Source organism: Ancylobacter sp. IITR112, assembly GCF_041415945.1.
Classification (GTDB): Bacteria; Pseudomonadota; Alphaproteobacteria; order Rhizobiales; family Xanthobacteraceae; genus Ancylobacter.
This window is the reverse complement of sequence record NZ_JBGCUS010000001.1, coordinates 4,347,243-4,362,084: the sequence shown is the minus strand read 5'-3', so window position 1 is coordinate 4,362,084 and position 14,842 is coordinate 4,347,243. Positions and strand designations below refer to the sequence as shown.

Annotated in this window: 16 protein-coding genes; 11 read left to right on the top strand and 5 right to left on the bottom strand. The window is 67.8% G+C overall.

What is annotated here, in order from left to right:
* Positions 1 to 79 precede the first annotated feature (79 nt).
* The gene (locus AAC979_RS20685; protein ID WP_371348772.1) at positions 80 to 979 is read left to right on the top strand and encodes a LysR family transcriptional regulator; all 900 of its coding nucleotides are present in this window, start codon (positions 80 to 82) and stop codon (positions 977 to 979) included.
* A 15-nt stretch (positions 980 to 994) separates the two neighbouring features.
* Here AAC979_RS20685 and AAC979_RS20680 read toward each other — a convergent pair whose 3' ends face one another.
* The gene (locus tag AAC979_RS20680) at positions 995 to 1,819 is read right to left on the bottom strand and encodes a class I SAM-dependent methyltransferase (protein WP_371348770.1); all 825 of its coding nucleotides are present in this window, start codon (positions 1,817 to 1,819) and stop codon (positions 995 to 997) included.
* Between the two features lie 167 nt (positions 1,820 to 1,986).
* Between AAC979_RS20680 and AAC979_RS20675 the strand changes: the two genes are divergently transcribed.
* A complete protein-coding gene (locus tag AAC979_RS20675) occupies positions 1,987 to 2,160 on the top strand; it encodes a DUF1328 domain-containing protein (protein WP_371348769.1) in 174 nt (57 codons plus the stop codon).
* A gap of 126 nt (positions 2,161 to 2,286) precedes the next feature.
* Here AAC979_RS20675 and AAC979_RS20670 read toward each other — a convergent pair whose 3' ends face one another.
* Positions 2,287 to 2,838 carry a sigma-70 family RNA polymerase sigma factor gene (locus AAC979_RS20670; RefSeq protein WP_371348768.1) on the bottom strand — a complete coding sequence of 184 codons (552 nt, stop codon included), beginning with the start codon at positions 2,836 to 2,838 and terminating at the stop codon, positions 2,287 to 2,289.
* Positions 2,835 to 3,071 carry a NepR family anti-sigma factor gene (locus AAC979_RS20665; RefSeq protein WP_371348766.1) on the bottom strand — a complete coding sequence of 79 codons (237 nt, stop codon included), beginning with the start codon at positions 3,069 to 3,071 and terminating at the stop codon, positions 2,835 to 2,837. Before AAC979_RS20665 ends, AAC979_RS20670 begins: the two co-directional genes overlap by 4 nt.
* 201 nt (positions 3,072 to 3,272) lie before the next feature.
* Here AAC979_RS20665 and AAC979_RS20660 point away from each other — a divergent pair, with 201 nt between their 5' ends.
* The 5 genes from AAC979_RS20660 (at position 3,273) to AAC979_RS20640 (ending at position 9,894) form a co-directional block, all read left to right on the top strand.
* Positions 3,273 to 4,076: a response regulator gene (locus AAC979_RS20660; protein WP_371348765.1), complete on the top strand. Its 804-nt coding sequence runs from the start codon at positions 3,273 to 3,275 to the stop codon at positions 4,074 to 4,076.
* Between the two features lie 10 nt (positions 4,077 to 4,086).
* A complete protein-coding gene (locus AAC979_RS20655; RefSeq protein ID WP_371348764.1) occupies positions 4,087 to 5,406 on the top strand; it encodes a sensor histidine kinase in 1,320 nt (439 codons plus the stop codon).
* 232 nt (positions 5,407 to 5,638) lie between these two features.
* Complete coding sequence (locus AAC979_RS20650; protein ID WP_371348763.1) at positions 5,639 to 6,088, top strand: hypothetical protein; 450 nt, start codon at positions 5,639 to 5,641, stop codon at positions 6,086 to 6,088.
* Between the two features lie 132 nt (positions 6,089 to 6,220).
* Positions 6,221 to 6,817, top strand: coding sequence for a PRC-barrel domain-containing protein (locus AAC979_RS20645; RefSeq protein ID WP_371348762.1), 597 nt, complete (start codon positions 6,221 to 6,223; stop codon positions 6,815 to 6,817).
* A 284-nt stretch (positions 6,818 to 7,101) separates the two neighbouring features.
* Complete coding sequence (locus AAC979_RS20640; RefSeq protein ID WP_371348761.1) at positions 7,102 to 9,894, top strand: [protein-PII] uridylyltransferase; 2,793 nt, start codon at positions 7,102 to 7,104, stop codon at positions 9,892 to 9,894.
* 33 nt (positions 9,895 to 9,927) lie between these two features.
* Here the strand turns inward: AAC979_RS20640 and AAC979_RS20635 are convergent, their stop codons facing one another.
* Positions 9,928 to 11,130: an MFS transporter gene (locus AAC979_RS20635; protein ID WP_371348760.1), complete on the bottom strand. Its 1,203-nt coding sequence runs from the start codon at positions 11,128 to 11,130 to the stop codon at positions 9,928 to 9,930.
* Positions 11,131 to 11,311: 181 nt separating this feature from the next.
* Here AAC979_RS20635 and AAC979_RS20630 point away from each other — a divergent pair, with 181 nt between their 5' ends.
* The 4 genes from AAC979_RS20630 (at position 11,312) to AAC979_RS20615 (ending at position 13,648) form a co-directional block, all read left to right on the top strand.
* Positions 11,312 to 11,734, top strand: coding sequence for an HIT domain-containing protein (locus AAC979_RS20630; protein ID WP_371348759.1), 423 nt, complete (start codon positions 11,312 to 11,314; stop codon positions 11,732 to 11,734).
* Positions 11,731 to 12,732, top strand: a complete 1,002-nt coding sequence (gene nudC / locus AAC979_RS20625; protein WP_371348758.1) for an NAD(+) diphosphatase — start codon at positions 11,731 to 11,733, stop codon at positions 12,730 to 12,732. The genes AAC979_RS20630 and nudC overlap by 4 nt, the downstream gene beginning before the upstream one ends.
* 120 nt (positions 12,733 to 12,852) lie before the next feature.
* Entirely contained in the window at positions 12,853 to 13,272 is a 420-nt protein-coding gene (locus tag AAC979_RS20620) for a MerR family transcriptional regulator (RefSeq protein ID WP_371348757.1), read from the top strand.
* Positions 13,217 to 13,648 carry a carboxymuconolactone decarboxylase family protein gene (locus AAC979_RS20615; RefSeq protein WP_371348756.1) on the top strand — a complete coding sequence of 144 codons (432 nt, stop codon included), beginning with the start codon at positions 13,217 to 13,219 and terminating at the stop codon, positions 13,646 to 13,648. Before AAC979_RS20620 ends, AAC979_RS20615 begins: the two co-directional genes overlap by 56 nt.
* A 6-nt stretch (positions 13,649 to 13,654) precedes the next feature.
* Here AAC979_RS20615 and AAC979_RS20610 read toward each other — a convergent pair whose 3' ends face one another.
* A complete protein-coding gene (locus AAC979_RS20610; RefSeq protein ID WP_371348754.1) occupies positions 13,655 to 14,773 on the bottom strand; it encodes a 2'-deoxycytidine 5'-triphosphate deaminase in 1,119 nt (372 codons plus the stop codon).
* Positions 14,774 to 14,842 lie beyond the last annotated feature (69 nt).

Sequence of the window (14,842 nt, the reverse complement as noted above, 5' to 3'; positions counted from 1 at the left end):
TCCGTCCAATTCGCAGGATGATGCTTTGCTGATAGTTTGATAGAACGTTTCTATCGTTGCCTCTCAGGAATCGTCCCGCGTGATCGACCGCTTCGAACTTCTGCTTGCCCTCGCCAAGGAGCGCCATTTCGGCCGCGCGGCCGAGGCCTGCGGCGTCACCCAGCCCACGCTGTCAGCCGGCCTCAAGCAGTTGGAGGAACAGCTCGGCGTGCGGCTGGTGGAACGCGGCTCGCGCTTCATCGGCTTCACCCCGGAAGGGGAGCGCGCGCTGCAATGGGCGCGTCGGGTCATCGGCGATGTGCGTGCCATGCGCCAGGAAATCGCCGGCATGCGCAAGGGGCTTTCCGGCCATCTGCGCATCGCCGCGATTCCCACCGCCATGCCGATGCTCTCCGAGCTGACAACGCCTTTTCACAGCAAGCACGCCGATGTGCGCTTCACGCTGATTTCCGCCTCATCCAACGAGGTGCTGCGGCTGATCGAGAATCTGGAAGCCGACGCCGGCATCACCTATCTCGACAATGATCCGCTCGGCCGCGTGCAGACCGTGCCGCTCTACCGCGAGGGCTACCGCTTTCTCACCTCCGTCGATTCGCCGCTCGGCGACAGTGCCAAGGTGACATGGGAGGAAATCGGCCAGGTGCCGCTGTGCCTGCTGACCCCGGACATGCAGAACCGCCGCATCGTCGACAAGCAGCTCGCCGAGGCGGGCCATGCGGTGACGCCGAAGCTGGAGGCCAACTCCACCCTCGCTCTGTTGTCGCATGTTCGCACCGGCCAATGGGCGAGCGTGGTGGCCAACACCCTGGCGGATGTGTTCGCCTTTCCCGCCAGCATCCGCTCCATCCCCATCGAGGGGCCGGAAGTGCTGCACCAGATGGGCCTTGTGGTGCTCGACCGCGAGCCGATGACCCCGATCGTCACCGCCCTGCTGGCGGAAGCCCGCGCCGTCGCGCCCCTGCTCGCCGCGCGGATGTGAACGGCCACGAACGCTTCAGTTCGGGGAGGCGGGCGCCTCCGTACCGACTTGGGACGAAACCGGCGGGTAGACCGGCCCCTTTTCGAGGATCACCATCGAATCATGGATGTGGATGCCCGTGCAGCGCGCGCTGACGGCGGGGTGCACCAGCTTGTGGCGGTGATACCAGCGATGCATGTCGGCGATGATGCCGTCGACATAGCGGAAGAAATTGCGCCGGCTGCCATAGCCGCCGCCATATTCGCGCCAATAGGCGGTGTGCAGATCCTCGACCATGTAGAGGCCGCCATCCGACAGCCGGCCGAATAGCGCCTCCAGCGTCACCGGAAGATGCTCCATGAGATGGCTGCCATCGTCGAGGACGATATCCACGCCGCCCATTTCATCCACCACGCGGTGGAGGAACGCCACATCGACCTGCGAGCCGATCCGAACCTGACCGGCCACGCCATCATAGGCTGCGCAGGCCGGGTCGATATCAATGCCGTAAATGACCGCGTCCGGGCCGAAATAGCGGCGCCACATCCACAGGCTGCCGCCCTTGCTGACGCCGATCTCCAGCAGCCGCACCGGCCGGCCGCGATAGGGCGCGAAATAGCGCTCATAGAGCGGGATGTAATGGTGCCATTTGTGGACGACACCCACATCGTGGCCGGCGAAATAAGTGAGCATGTCGCCCACCTCACCATATTTGCGGGCGATATCCTCGCGCACCTCGCGCGCATCGCTGTAGACGAACGCCTGGATCGGATGCGGCGGCGCGAAGCGCGCGCGGATGGCGCGCAGGCGCGCCAGCACAGCCGGCGGCACACAAGATTTTACCCAGTTTCGCAGGCTCATGCGCCCCAATACCCCGCCAGCACCCTGCCCATCCTAGCTGCCCCCCATCGGACGGCAAGTCGGCGCCGGCCATCCCCCCGGTGCCGGGGGAACCCTCGCCCGCCTCAGCGGTTGTCCCGCCACACGGCCACGGCCGTTTCGCCGGGTCGAGTCAAGTGGAGGCTTACATGCTGGGTTGGGCGCTGACCTTTCTCGTGGTGGCACTGATCGCCGCCGTGCTCGGTTTCGGCGGCATCGCCGGGACCGCGATCGAAATCGCCAAGATCATCTTCTTTGTCGCCATCATCCTGTTCCTCGTGTCGGCGGTGGTCGGCTTCATGCGCCGGGGGCGGGCGCCCTGACGGGCGACGCCCGCCAGCCGAACCGCGCAAAACGCCCCCGGCGCAAACCGGGGGCGTTCCCGCGTGAGGGCACGGGGCTGAAAAGGCGCGAGTGAAGGGGGGATAGGTCGTCCGGCCGGCGCCGGTTCAGGTGCGCTCGGCGGCGAGAACCGCCCGCGTGGTCTTGTCGGGACCGAAATCGCTGGCATCGTCCAACGCCAGCATCTCGCCGAGCCGCTTGCGCGCCCGGTTCACCCGGCTCTTGATGGTGCCCACCGCGCACTCGCAGATATCGGCGGCTTCCTCATAGGAAAAACCGGACGCGCCGACGAGCACCAGCGCCTCGCGCTGATCCGGCGGAAGCTGGTCGAGCGCGGCGCGGAAATCCTCGAAATCCAGATGCGTGTTCTGGTCGGGATTGCTGGTCAGCGTCGCCGCGAAGGCGCCATCGGAATCCGGCACCTCCCGCCGCCGCTTGCGATATTCCGAGCGGAACAGGTTGCGCAGGATGGTGAACAGCCAGGCCGGCAAATTGGTGCCGGGCCGGAAGCTCGAAATATTGGCGAAGGCCCGCAGCAGCGTTTCCTGCACCAGGTCGTCGGCACGGTCGACGCTGCCCGAGAGCGAGATGGCGAAAGCTCGCAGATTGGGGATGGCGGCGATGATCTCGTCGCGCAGGGTCGGGTCAAATCGGCTCACTGGCGCCCCCCGCCCCCATCGGACGAGGTGTCCGCCTTGTCGAGCTTGGACAGCAGGTCCATGAACCGGTCGGGCACGCCCTGGCGCACCACATCGTCATACATGGCGCGCAGATGCTGGCCGATCTTGGCCTGGATCTCGTTGCCGAGCGCGGTGTCCTTGCCGCCTCCGAGAGGCGAGGAGGACAAACCGTCCGCTGCGGCGGCGGCGCCCTCCGAATGATCGTCACTCATAATTTTCTTTCCCGACATTGAGCCCCCGAAAGGTCGAGAGGGAAGACGGCTCCGTCGCTGCATACGAGGTCACAACGAGCCAAAGCCAAAACGGTTCCGGGAATTGTAGTGCGTGCAAGAAATTTTTGACCTACTCCGGAACCGGGCGGTCCATGATGCGTTAACAGCCGCTTCACAATTTGCAGCTTCGGGGAGACGCGAGTGAGCACTTCTCAACTTGTCGCGCAGCACCTGCCCTTTCTGCGCCGCTATGCGCGCGCGCTGAGCGGCAGCCAGTCGGCCGGCGACGCCTATGTTACGGCCCTGCTCGAAACGTTGATCGCCGACCCCTCGACGCTCGACCGTTCGATTGATCCTCGCGTCGCGCTCTATACCCTGCTCACGCGCCTGTGGGATTCGGTGACACTGAACGCCCAGGTCGACGCGACGCCCGCGCCGCTCCAGGGCGAGCGGCGTCTCGGCCATATCACCCCTGTGGTGCGCCAGGCGTTTCTGCTGGTGTCGCTGGAAGGTTTCTCGGAGGAAGAGGCGGCCAGCATCCTCTCCATCGACGTTCCAACACTGCGCAATCTGGTCGAGGATGCCGGGCGGGAACTGGCGGCGGAAATCGCCACCGACGTGCTGATCATCGAGGACGAACCCTTCATCGCGCTGGATCTCGAAGGCCTCGTCGAGGGTCTCGGCCACCGCGTCACCGGCATCGCCCGCACGCATACGGAAGCGGTGGATCTCGCCCGCCGCAAGGCGCCCGGCCTCATCCTCGCCGACATCCAGCTGGCGGACGGCTCCTCCGGCCTCGATGCGGTGAACGAGCTGATCGAGAACACCGAGGTGCCGGTGATCTTCATCACCGCCTATCCCGAGCGCTTCCTCACCGGCGTGCGCCCCGAGCCGGCCTTCCTGATCGCCAAGCCGTTCCAGCCCTCGACGGTCGCCGCCGTCATCAGCCAGGCGCTGTTCTTCGAACGACGCGCCCGCCCGCGGGAGCAGCGCGCCACTGCCTGAGCGCCCCTAAATGCTCGACATCGCTCTCGTCGACAACGCCGCGCGCTGGACCACCGTTCTGGCGTCGCTGGCGATTTTCGTCGCTCTGGTGCGCCTGCTCTACCTCAGGCCCAATCTGTCGCTGCGCACCCGGCTGCTGGGCCTGCTGCTCGCGACGCTGGTGCTGCTGTTCGGCGTGCTGTCCCTGCTGGTGATCTTCGACTTCGGCAGCACCTTTCCGCTGCTGCCGATGGGGGTGCGCATCGGCATCGCCCTGCTCAACCTCACCGGCGCGGTGGCGCTGTGGTCGAATTTCGCCGCGCTGATCGACATGCCGGCGCCGCGCCATGTGATCAGCGAGCAGCGCCGGCTGACGTTGGAACTGGCTACGGCACTGCAGCGCTACGAGATGGCGCTGCGCGGCTCCAATGTGGCGATCTTCACCCAGGATCGCGACCTTCGCTACACCTCGGTGAGCAAGCCCCTGTTCGGCTTTCCCGTGGAGCGGGTGCTCGGCTCGACTGATGCCGAACTTCTCGGTGAAGGCCACGCCCAGGCGCTCACCTTGCTCAAGCGCGACGCCGTCGCCACCTCCGCCTCGCGCAAGGGCGAGATCGAGATCGAGGAAGCCGGACGCAAATGCTGGTACGACATCCATATCGACCCGCTGCGCGACCTCGCCGGCACGACGGTCGGGCTCACCGGCGCTGCCGTCGATGTGACCGAGCGCAAGGAGAATGAGCAGCATCTGCGCCTGCTGATGCGCGAACTCACCCACCGCTCGAAGAATCTTCTGGCGGTGATCCAGGCGATGGCGCGCCAGACCGCCCGCCACGCTGGCTCGATCGACAATTTCGTCGAGATTTTCAGCGCGCGGCTGCAGGCGCTGTCGAAGTCGCACGACCTGCTGGTGCAGGAAAGCTGGTACGGCGCCTCGCTCAACGACATGGTCCGCTCCCAGCTCGGCCATCATCTCGACCGCGAGAACAGCCAGTTCACCATTGACGGCCCGAGCCTCTTCCTGAAGCCCGAGGCGGCGCAGAATATCGGCCTCGCCATCCACGAGCTTTCCACCAACGCCGCCAAATATGGGGCGCTGTCGGTGCCGGGCGGCCATGTCGACATCACCTGGATGAGGCGCACGCCGGAAGCCGGCGGCGGTTTCGAACTCACTTGGCGCGAGCGCGGCGGCCCGCCCGTGTCGAAGCCAGCCGGGCGCGGCTTCGGCTCTCTGGTGATTGAGCGCAACCTCGCCCGCGCGCTCGACGGCAAGGTCGAACTCGACTTCGCCCCCACCGGCCTTGTCTGCACCGTCAGCGTGCCCGAAAGCCACCTGACGCCCGAGCGCTGAGCGCGCCCTCCGCTCATTGTCGCGAACATGGTCCGGCCCGCCGCGCACGAAAACGTGAATGCGCGCGGGAACGGGAAACCCTTTACCCGCGTTAACCCTGCGATCGCGGCGACAGCGCTCGCCGCACCAGGTTCACCGAAACAAATCGTCTGCGGAAAAGCTCCGGCAGCGGCGTGAGGCGCCGCGCGAGCGAGGGCGGCTGCCTGCGGACGGGCTGGAAGGGGAGACAGTGATGCCGGGCACCGACAGCGTTTTCAAAACCTCCGCCTATCTGTTCGGCGCCGCCACCGGCGTCGCCCTGATGGTGCCGCTCACCGCCGGCGCGCTGGCCACCGGCTCGATGACGCGCGCGGCGCCGCAGCCCGTGGCGATCGAGAGCTTCGGGCCAGAGCCGGGTGCGCGGCAGGCGCATCTCGTCAACCGCACCGGCAAGGGCGCGCGCCTCGACATCGCCGCTCCGGCCCACGCCGCCACCGCAGCGGACACGCCTCTCGCCACCTCGGACCGGACGCCGACCCCCGCCATCGTCAACAGCCAGCCGGAACCGGCTCCCATCGCGCCGAGCCGCGCGACACGCACTCCCAAGGGATGCCTGTCGGCCCTCGGAGTGACCAAGTCCAGTCTCTCCACCGAAGAACTCACCGTTTGCGTCGCCGACGCCTCGATGATCGGCCGAAGCTGACGCAGTCATAAGCCATTACCATTGGCGAAAAACCTGGTCCGCTTGGAACTTCTTCCACTCTACTTCGTTTTTTCTGCGGACGGCCGAGAGATCGGTCCGATTTCAGAAATTCCAAACCTGACGGAGAAGACGATGACCAGCAAGCTTGCGACACTCACCGCCGCCGCTGCCCTGGCGCTCGCCCCGGCGGTCGCCTTCGCCCAGAGCCCGGCTCCCGAGACCACCACCCCGCCGGCCGCCAGCCCGGTGCAGCCGGATGCCGGCAACCCGCAGGCTCCGGCCGCCGAAATGCCGGCGACCACCCCGACGCCGGGCACCGCCGGCTCGACCGACAGCGCCGCTCCGGCCGCGTCGGCCGCCGCGACCCCGGCCGCGCCGAAGTTCATCAGCGCGCAGAGCGCCGGCCAGTGGCTCGGCTCCGATCTGATGGGCACCGAAGTCGTCACCGCCAATGACGAGAAGCTCGGCTCGATCAGCGACGTGATCGTCGAGCGCGAAGGCGAAATCATCGCCGTGGTGATCGACGTGGGTGGTTTCCTCGGCATCGGCGCCAAGCCGGTCGCGGTCTCCTTCGAGTCGCTGACCGCCACCCCGACCGATGACGGCGAGAAGGTCGTCGTGTCGCTGACCAAGGAAGAGCTGAACTCGGCCCCGGAATTCAAGAGCCTTGAGCAGGCTCGTTCGGAGACCCCGAGCACCGGCACCGCGCCGGCCACCACCACTAACTGATCACGACCTCACGGTTCGGCCGCCTTGCGCGGCCCTCTTGTAGCGACCGCCGGCGTCAGCCGTGCCGTCAGGATGGACATGCCCGCCCCTCGTGGCGGGCATGTCTTGTTTGAACCCCTTGCCCGCCCCTCGTGGCGGGGCGGGCATGTCTTGTTTGAACCCCTTGCCCGCCCCTCGCGGCGGGGCGGGCATGTCTTGTTTGACCCCCTTGCCCGCGCGGCAGCGCACGATGACGCGGGGCGGCGGATCGGGTAAAGCGGATATCCGACCAGCCGGACCCTGCCATGACCGAACCCCGCCGCCGCCCCGACCATCCCTTCAAGGAACTGTTCGACATCGACGCCATGCGGGCCGAACTCGGCACGCTGGCGCGCGAGGTGCTGGGCACCAGCCGCTCTGGCCGCGAGATCGAACTGCGCACGCAGATGGCCCGCCGCCTGAAAGCCGCCTATCAGCACGGCCATATGGTCGCCGAGCGCTGGCTGATGGAGGACGGTTCCGGCCGGCGCTGTGCCGAACGGCTCTCGCGCCTGCAGGACGAGATCATCGCGCTGGTGCACGAACTGGCGGTGAAGACGCTCTACCCCTCGGACAACCCCTCCACCTCCGAGCGCATGGCGATCGTCGCCGTCGGCGGCTATGGCCGCGGCCTGATGGCGCCGGGCTCGGACACCGACATTCTGTTCCTGCTGCCCTACAAGCAGACCGCCTGGGGCGAGAGCGTCGCCGAAGCCATTCTCTATGTGCTGTGGGACATGGGGCTGAAGGTCGGCCACTCCACCCGCTCGGTCGATGAGTGCATCCGCCAGGCGCGCGGCGACATGACCATCCGCACCGCGCTGCTGGAAGCCCGCCTGCTGATCGGCGACAAAAACCTGTTCGACGAGTTGACCGCACGCTTCGACAAGGAGGTGGTGCAGGGCACGGCCGCCGAATTCGTCGCCGCCAAGCTCGGCGAGCGCGAGGAGCGGCTGAAGCGCGCCGGCCAGTCGCGCTATGTCGTCGAGCCGAATGTGAAGGACGGCAAGGGCGGCCTGCGCGACCTGCACACGCTGTTCTGGATCGCCAAATATGTCTATCGCGTCCACGAGACGCGCGAACTCGTCGCCAAGGGCGTCTTCACGGCGGAGGAAGCCAAGATCTTCCGCCGCTGCGAGAATTTCCTCTGGTCGGTGCGCTGCCACCTGCATTTCCTCGCCGGCAAGGCGGAGGAGCGCCTGTCCTTCGACCTGCAGCGCGAAATGGCCGAGCGGCTCGGCTATGTCTCCCATCCCGGGCTGAAGGATGTGGAGCGCTTCATGAAGCACTATTTCCTCGTGGCCAAGGATGTCGGCGACCTCACCGCCATCGTCTCCGCCGCGCTGGAAGAGCGCCACGACAAGCCGGTGCCGCGGCTCGACCGGATGATCGCGCGGCTGCGCCGCTCCGGCCGGCGCACGCTGAAGGAAAGCGCCGACTTCATCGTCGACAATGACCGCATCAATGTCGCCGATTCCAGCGCCTTCGGCCGCGACCCGCTGAACCTCATCCGCATCTTCCATCTCGCCGGCAAGCACGGGCTGAACTTCCACCCGGACGCGATGCGTCTCGCCACGCGCTCGCTCAAGCTGATCGACCACAATCTGCGCGAGAACCCGGAAGCCAACCGGCTGTTCGTCGAGATCCTCACCTCGAAGGAAAGCCCGGAAATCGTGCTGCGGCGGATGAACGAGACCGGCGTGCTCGGCCGCTTCATCCCCGAATTCGGCCGCATCGTCGCGATGATGCAGTTCAACATGTACCATTCCTACACGGTGGACGAGCACCTCATCCGCTCCATCGGCGCGCTCTCGCGCATCGAGCGCGGCGACCGGCCCGATTACGGCCTCGCCAACGAACTGATGCCGACCATCAAGAACCGGCAATTGCTCTACATCGCGGTGCTGCTGCACGACATCGCCAAGGGCCGGCCGGAGGACCATTCCATCGCCGGCGCCCGCGTCGCCCGCCGCCTGTGCCCGCGCTTCGGCCTCAGCCCGGTGGACACCGACACGGTGGCCTGGCTGATCGAACAGCACCTCACCATGTCCACCATCGCCCAGTCGCGCGACCTCTCCGACCGCAAGACGATCGAGAATTTCGCGAGCGTGGTGCAGAATCTGGAGCGGATGAAGCTTCTGCTCATCCTCACCACCGCCGACATCCGCGCCGTGGGGCCGGGCGTGTGGAACAATTGGAAGTCGCAGCTTCTGCGCACGCTCTATCACGAGACCGAGCCGGTCATCACCGGCGGCTTTTCCGAGAGCAACCGCAACCAGCGCGTCGCCCGCGCCCAGCAGGAGCTGCGCGGCGCGCTCGGCGACTGGGACAGCGCCGAGCTCGATGCCTATCTCGGCCGCCACTACCCCACCTACTGGCTGCAGACCGACCGCGAGCACCAGATGGAGCATGCCCGCTTCATCCGCGAGACCGAGGCGCAGGGCAAGGCGCTCGCCACCCGCGCCGTCACCGATCCCAGCCGCGGCATCACCGAGCTCACCGTCTTCGCCCCCGACCACCCCAAGCTGCTGGCAGTGATCGCCGGCGCCTGCGCCAGCGCCGGGGCGCATATCGTCGACGCCCAGATCAGCACCACCACCGACGGGCGCGCGCTCGACACCATCTCGCTGACCCGCGCCTTCGAGCAGGACGAGGACGAGCTGCGCCGCGCCGACCGCATCGCCGCCGCCATCGAGAAATCGCTTTCCGGCGAGATCAAGCTGCCGGAGGTGGTCGCCCGCCGCATCCCGAAGCGCCCGCGCGCCTTCACCGTCGAGCCGGAAGTGACGCTCAACAATTCCTGGTCGAACCGCCATACCGTGATCGAGGTGTCGGGGCTCGACCGGCCCGGCCTGCTCTACGGCCTCACCCAGACGCTGTCGCGGCTCAATCTCAACATCGCCTCCGCCCACATCGCCACCTTCGGCGAGCGGGCGGTGGACGTGTTCTACGTCACCGATCTGATGGGGGCGAAGATCATGGGCGCGGCGCGCCATTCCGCCATCCGCCGCGCGCTGCTGCAGGTGCTCGACGCCGATGACGAGGCCAATGCCGCCTGAACGGCCGCGGCGCCTTGCGCCGGCGGCACGCGGTCAGGACACTCGCGCCCCGCGCAGGCTTGGAAGCAGGAAAGCCAGCAGGCCGAAGGCGGGCAGGAAGGCGCAGGCCTGATAGACCGCGTCGATGCCATGGCGGTCGGCGAACACGCCCAGCGCCGCCGCCGCCAGCCCGCCAAGGCCGAACACCAGCCCGTAGAAGAACCCGCCCACCAGCCCGATGCGGTGCGGCATCAGCTCGATCGCATAGACCAGGATGGCGGCGAAGGCGCTCGACATGATGAGATTGATGACGACGGTGAGCACGGCGGTCCCGGCGAGCCCGGCATAGGGCAGCGCCAGGGTGAAGGGCAGCGCGCCGAGGATCGAGAACCAGATGATCTTGTTGCGCCCGATCCGGTCGCCCAGCATGCCGCCGAACAACACCCCCGCCGCCGAGGAGACGAGGAACAGGAACAGCATGAGCTGCGAGGCCTGAACCGACACGCCGAAACGCTCGATCAGGTAGAAGGTGTAGAAGGAGGTGAAGCTCGCGGTATAGGCGGTCTTCGAGCACAGCAGCACGATCAGCACCGCCAGCGGAAACGCCACGTCGCGGAACGGACGGTGCGCCACGTCCGGCTCACCCCGATGCCCGGCCGGCCGCGTCGGCACGGCGAGCGCGCTGTGGCGGGCGGTCCAGGTGAGCAGCGGCATGGCGATGAGCGCGGCGGCGCAGAACCAGGCGAGACTCGACTGGCCGTTCGGCACGATGATGAAGGCGGCGAGCAGCGGCCCGATGGCGCCGCCGGTCTGCCCGCCGACCTGAAACAGCCCCTGCGCGAAGCCGTGCCGCCCGCCCGAGGCCTTGCGCGCCATGCGCGTCGCCTCCGGATGGAAGATCGACGAGCCGATGCCGACAAGGGCGGCCGAGACCAGCAGCAGCGGATAGGTGCCGGCATGGGCGAGGCCGATGAGCCCGACCAGCGTGAACCCCATTCCCGCCACGGTGGAATAGGGCAGCGGGTGCCGGTCGGTATAGAGCCCGATCAGCGGCTGCAGCAGCGAGGCGGAAATCTGGAAGGTCAGGGTGATGATGCCGATCTGCGCGAAATCGAGCGCATAGGCGTTCTTGATCAGCGGGTAGATCGCCGGGATCAGCGACTGGATCATGTCGTTGAGGAAATGGGCGGCGCTGAGCGCCACCAGCACCGGCATGGCGGTGCGGCGCAAGGAATCGGCGGGCACGGAAAGGGTCATGGCACGCTGCTTGGGCGGGGGACGCGGCATCCTCTCTAGGACAAAATGCCGCGCACGACAAATGCCGCCAGAGTGGGGGAGGCCCCGCCTTTTTACAACCCTCCGGCCCATGGCACGGCGCCGCGCGCGGCGCTATAGCTGGCCCGCGCCCGCGAGCCCGGCGCGCAAGGGAGCCCGCAGCATGAACGATGCCTCGACCTTCGTTCTCGATCCGCGCCTTGAGGGCGACAGTTTCCCGGTGATCGACCTCGCCCTCGCCAGCGTGCGGCTGATGGACGACGCGCGGTTTCCATGGGCAATCCTGGTGCCGCGCCGGCCGGGCCTCGCCGAACTGGTCGACCTCGACGACGCGGCCCGCGCCACGCTGTGGGGCGAGATCGACGCGGTGAGCCGGGCACTGAAAGCGCTCACGCAATGCGACAAGCTCAATGTCGCCGCACTCGGCAATATGGTGCGCCAGTTGCACATCCACGTCATCGCCCGCTTCGAGCGGGATACCGCCTGGCCCGGCGCGGTGTGGGGCGCGGGCGGCGAGCGCCAGACCTATGCGGCGCCGCAGGCGATGCAACTTGTGGCGCGGCTGCGCGGGGCGCTGACGGCATGAGCGGCCTTGCCCCCGCCGACGACGCGCTCGGCCTGTGGCCGCATCTCGGCTATACCGGCTCCCGGCTCGACCGCGCCGGGCTGCGGCGCGGCGAGATGGAGAGCTTCCGCGCTGATCCCCGTGCCCACGCCTGCCTGATGTCAGGCGAAAGCGTCGTGCTGCGCCGCCTGCCCGGCTTCATCACCGGCATGGAAGAAGGGCCCGGCTCCTGCACCGCTCTGTTCCCGCTGGCAGAAGCCGTCTCGATGGGCGGGCGGCTGGATGAGGCCTGCCTGCTCGGGCTCGACGGCGAGGTTCCACATATCGCCCTGCCCCTGCCCGCCGCCGCGCTTGGCGCCCTCACCGAGCGGCCCGAGGCACGCCCGGACCTTCTCGTCATCGACCTGCGCGCCATCGCGGTGCGCGAACTCACCAGCGTCGAGGAGACCGGGCAGCTCGCCACCGCCAAGGCGATGCTCGCCTGGCATGCGCGGCGCAGCTTCTGCTCCAATTGCGGCGGCCGGCTCGCCATGGCCGAGGCCGGCTGGCGGCGCGACTGCCCGGCCTGCGGCGCGCAGCATTTTCCGCGCACCGATCCTGTCGTGATCATGCTCACGGTGGATGGCGACGAGTGTTTGCTCGGCCGCTCCGCCCGCTTCGCGCCCGGCATGTGGTCCTGCCTCGCCGGTTTCGTCGAGCCCGGCGAGACCTTCGAGGACGCGGTGCGGCGCGAGACGCTGGAAGAGGCCGGCATCGCCACCGGCGCGGTGCGCTATCTCTGTTCTCAGCCCTGGCCGTTCCCGATGTCTGTCATGACCGGCTTTCACGCGCAGGCGGCGTCGCGGGAGATCGCGATCGACCCGAACGAGCTGGAAGCCGCGCGCTGGTTCTCGCGCGAGGAAGCGCGGCTGCTGCTCACCCGCACCCACCCGAACGGTTTGATCGCCCCGCCCCGCATGGCGATCGCCCATCATCTGCTGCGGGCGTTCGTCGAGGGGAAAGACCCGCCGGCGGGGTGAGGCCGAAAGGCTGCCACGCCGGCGTGGGACGGCCATGGATGAACGCTGGTGAGAAAGCGCTTGACCTGGAGTGCGCTCCAGCACCTAGACCCATGTGCGTCGTAACCTTTCAGGACAGAGATGAAGATCGGCGAACTGGCCCGGCGCACGGGATTGAGCCTCGACACCATCCGCTACTATGAGCGCATCGGCCTGCTCCCGCCCGCCGACCGGAACGCGGCGGGCCAGCGCGATTATGACCCGTCCATCCTCACCTGGATCGCCTTTCTCCGACGGCTGAAAACCACGGGAATGCCGATCCGCGACATGGTGCGCTATGCCGCGCTTCGGGCGCAGGGGGAGGAAACGGCTGCGGAACGCGGCGCCCTGCTCCGGCATCACCGCGAAGCGGTGCAGGCGCATGTCGACGAACTTCACGCCTGCCTGGCTGTCCTCGACACCAAGATCGCCGGCTATGCCGGCACCACCCATGAGGACGTGAACCATGACCCCGACGATGAACAACCCGGCCCCGCGCACGGCGCCAGACCCCGCCGGTAATACCGATACGCGCTATGCAGCCGGATGGGCAGCGCTGGCACGGATCGACGGCGAGGCCGGCACGCGGGTGGTCGACCAGCTCAGCGACATCGCTCCGGATTTCGGCCGGCTGCTGATCGAGTTTCCCTTCGGCGACATCTACACCCGCCCAGGGCTGGATCTGCGCCTGCGCGAGGTGGCGACCATCGCCGCGCTCGCCGCGCTGGGCAATGCCGCGCCGCAGCTAAAGGTGCATATCGAGGCCGGTCTCAATGTCGGCCTCAGCCGCGAGGAAATCGTCGAAATCCTCATGCAGATGGCCGTCTATGCCGGCTTCCCCGCCGCTCTCAACGGGCTGTTCGCCGCCCGCGAGGTGTTTGCCGCGCGTCCCGCCTGACGGCGCTCACTCCCGCGTCCAGGCCTTGAAATGCTTGGAGAGCTTCAGCCCCTGCGCCTGATAATTGGAGCCGAGGCCCTCGCCATAGAGGGTGCGGGGGCGCTCCAGCATGGTCTCATAGACCAGCCGGCCGACGATCTGCCCGTCTTCGAGAATGAACGGCACCTCGCGCGAGCGCACTTCCAGCACCGCGCGCGCCCCTCGGCCGCCGGCGGCGTCATGGCCGAAGCCGGGGTCGAAGAAGCCGGCATAATGCACGCGGAACTCGCCCACCAGCGGGTCGAACGGCACCATCTCCGCCGCATGGCCGGGCGGCACATGCACCGCTTCCTTGGAGGCGAGAATGTAGAAAGCGTCGGGGTCCAGCACCAGTTCGCGCCGGCCGCGCGTGACCAGCGGCTCCCAGAAATCCTCGACCTCGCAGGCGGCGCGGCGGTCGACATCAATGACGCCGGTATGGCGCTTGGCGCGGAAGCCGAGCAGCCCGCCAAAGCCCTCGCCGGAGAGATCGACGCTGACCGCGATGCCGCCGCCCGCCACATCCGCCTCGGCGCTGTCGACCAGTCGCTCGGCGGCGTTCAGCGCCGCGATGCCCGCTTCATCAAGCCGCGCATCGCCGCGGCGGAAGCGGATCTGCGACAGGCGCGAGCCCTGCCGCACCAGAATGGGGAAGGTGCGCGGGCTGATTTCCAGATAGAGCTTGCCGGCATAGCCGGCGGGCACGATGTCGAAGGCGCGCGAACGGTCGGCGATGACGCGGGTGAACACGTCGAGCCGGCCGGTGGAGCTTTTCGGGTTGGCCGAGGCGGCGATGTCGGCGGGCAGCGCCAGCGCTTCCTCCAGTTCGACGAGATAGACGCAACCCGTCTCCAGCACCTCGCCGCCGGTGAGGTCGAGCTGGTGCAGGCCGAGCCGGGTCAGGCGATCCGCCACCGTCTCGCCGGGGCCGGGCAGGAAGCTGGCGCGGATGCGCCACGCCACCGGGCCGAGCCGCAGATCGAGGCTCGCCGGCTGCACCTGATCGGCATCGAAGGGGCGGGCGCTGCGGATGGCGCCGCCCGCGGCCAGCGCCTCGATGGCGTGGCCGGGCAGAATGCCCTCGCCGCTCAGACCTGACTCCGCCACTCTGCCGCTCCGTCGCTGCGCGCTAACCGTGCCATGGCTTTAGCGGACGCGCCCGACGGCGCCAAGCCG

Excerpts from the sequence above, each read along its gene's own strand:
- AAC979_RS20640 (WP_371348761.1), top strand. The coding sequence starts at position 7,102 with ATGACCGAACCCCGCCGCCGCCCCGACCATCCCTTCAAGGAACTGTTC.
- AAC979_RS20680 (WP_371348770.1), bottom strand. The coding sequence starts at position 1,819 with ATGAGCCTGCGAAACTGGGTAAAATCTTGTGTGCCGCCGGCTGTGCTG.
- AAC979_RS20635 (WP_371348760.1), bottom strand. The coding sequence starts at position 11,130 with ATGACCCTTTCCGTGCCCGCCGATTCCTTGCGCCGCACCGCCATGCCG.
- nudC (WP_371348758.1), top strand. The coding sequence starts at position 11,731 with ATGAGCGGCCTTGCCCCCGCCGACGACGCGCTCGGCCTGTGGCCGCAT.
- AAC979_RS20645 (WP_371348762.1), top strand. The coding sequence starts at position 6,221 with ATGACCAGCAAGCTTGCGACACTCACCGCCGCCGCTGCCCTGGCGCTC.
- AAC979_RS20675 (WP_371348769.1), top strand. The coding sequence starts at position 1,987 with ATGCTGGGTTGGGCGCTGACCTTTCTCGTGGTGGCACTGATCGCCGCC.
- AAC979_RS20630 (WP_371348759.1), top strand. The coding sequence starts at position 11,312 with ATGAACGATGCCTCGACCTTCGTTCTCGATCCGCGCCTTGAGGGCGAC.
- AAC979_RS20620 (WP_371348757.1), top strand. The coding sequence starts at position 12,853 with ATGAAGATCGGCGAACTGGCCCGGCGCACGGGATTGAGCCTCGACACC.
- AAC979_RS20655 (WP_371348764.1), top strand. The coding sequence starts at position 4,087 with ATGCTCGACATCGCTCTCGTCGACAACGCCGCGCGCTGGACCACCGTT.
- AAC979_RS20615 (WP_371348756.1), top strand. The coding sequence starts at position 13,217 with ATGACCCCGACGATGAACAACCCGGCCCCGCGCACGGCGCCAGACCCC.
- AAC979_RS20665 (WP_371348766.1), bottom strand. The coding sequence starts at position 3,071 with ATGAGTGACGATCATTCGGAGGGCGCCGCCGCCGCAGCGGACGGTTTG.
- AAC979_RS20650 (WP_371348763.1), top strand. The coding sequence starts at position 5,639 with ATGCCGGGCACCGACAGCGTTTTCAAAACCTCCGCCTATCTGTTCGGC.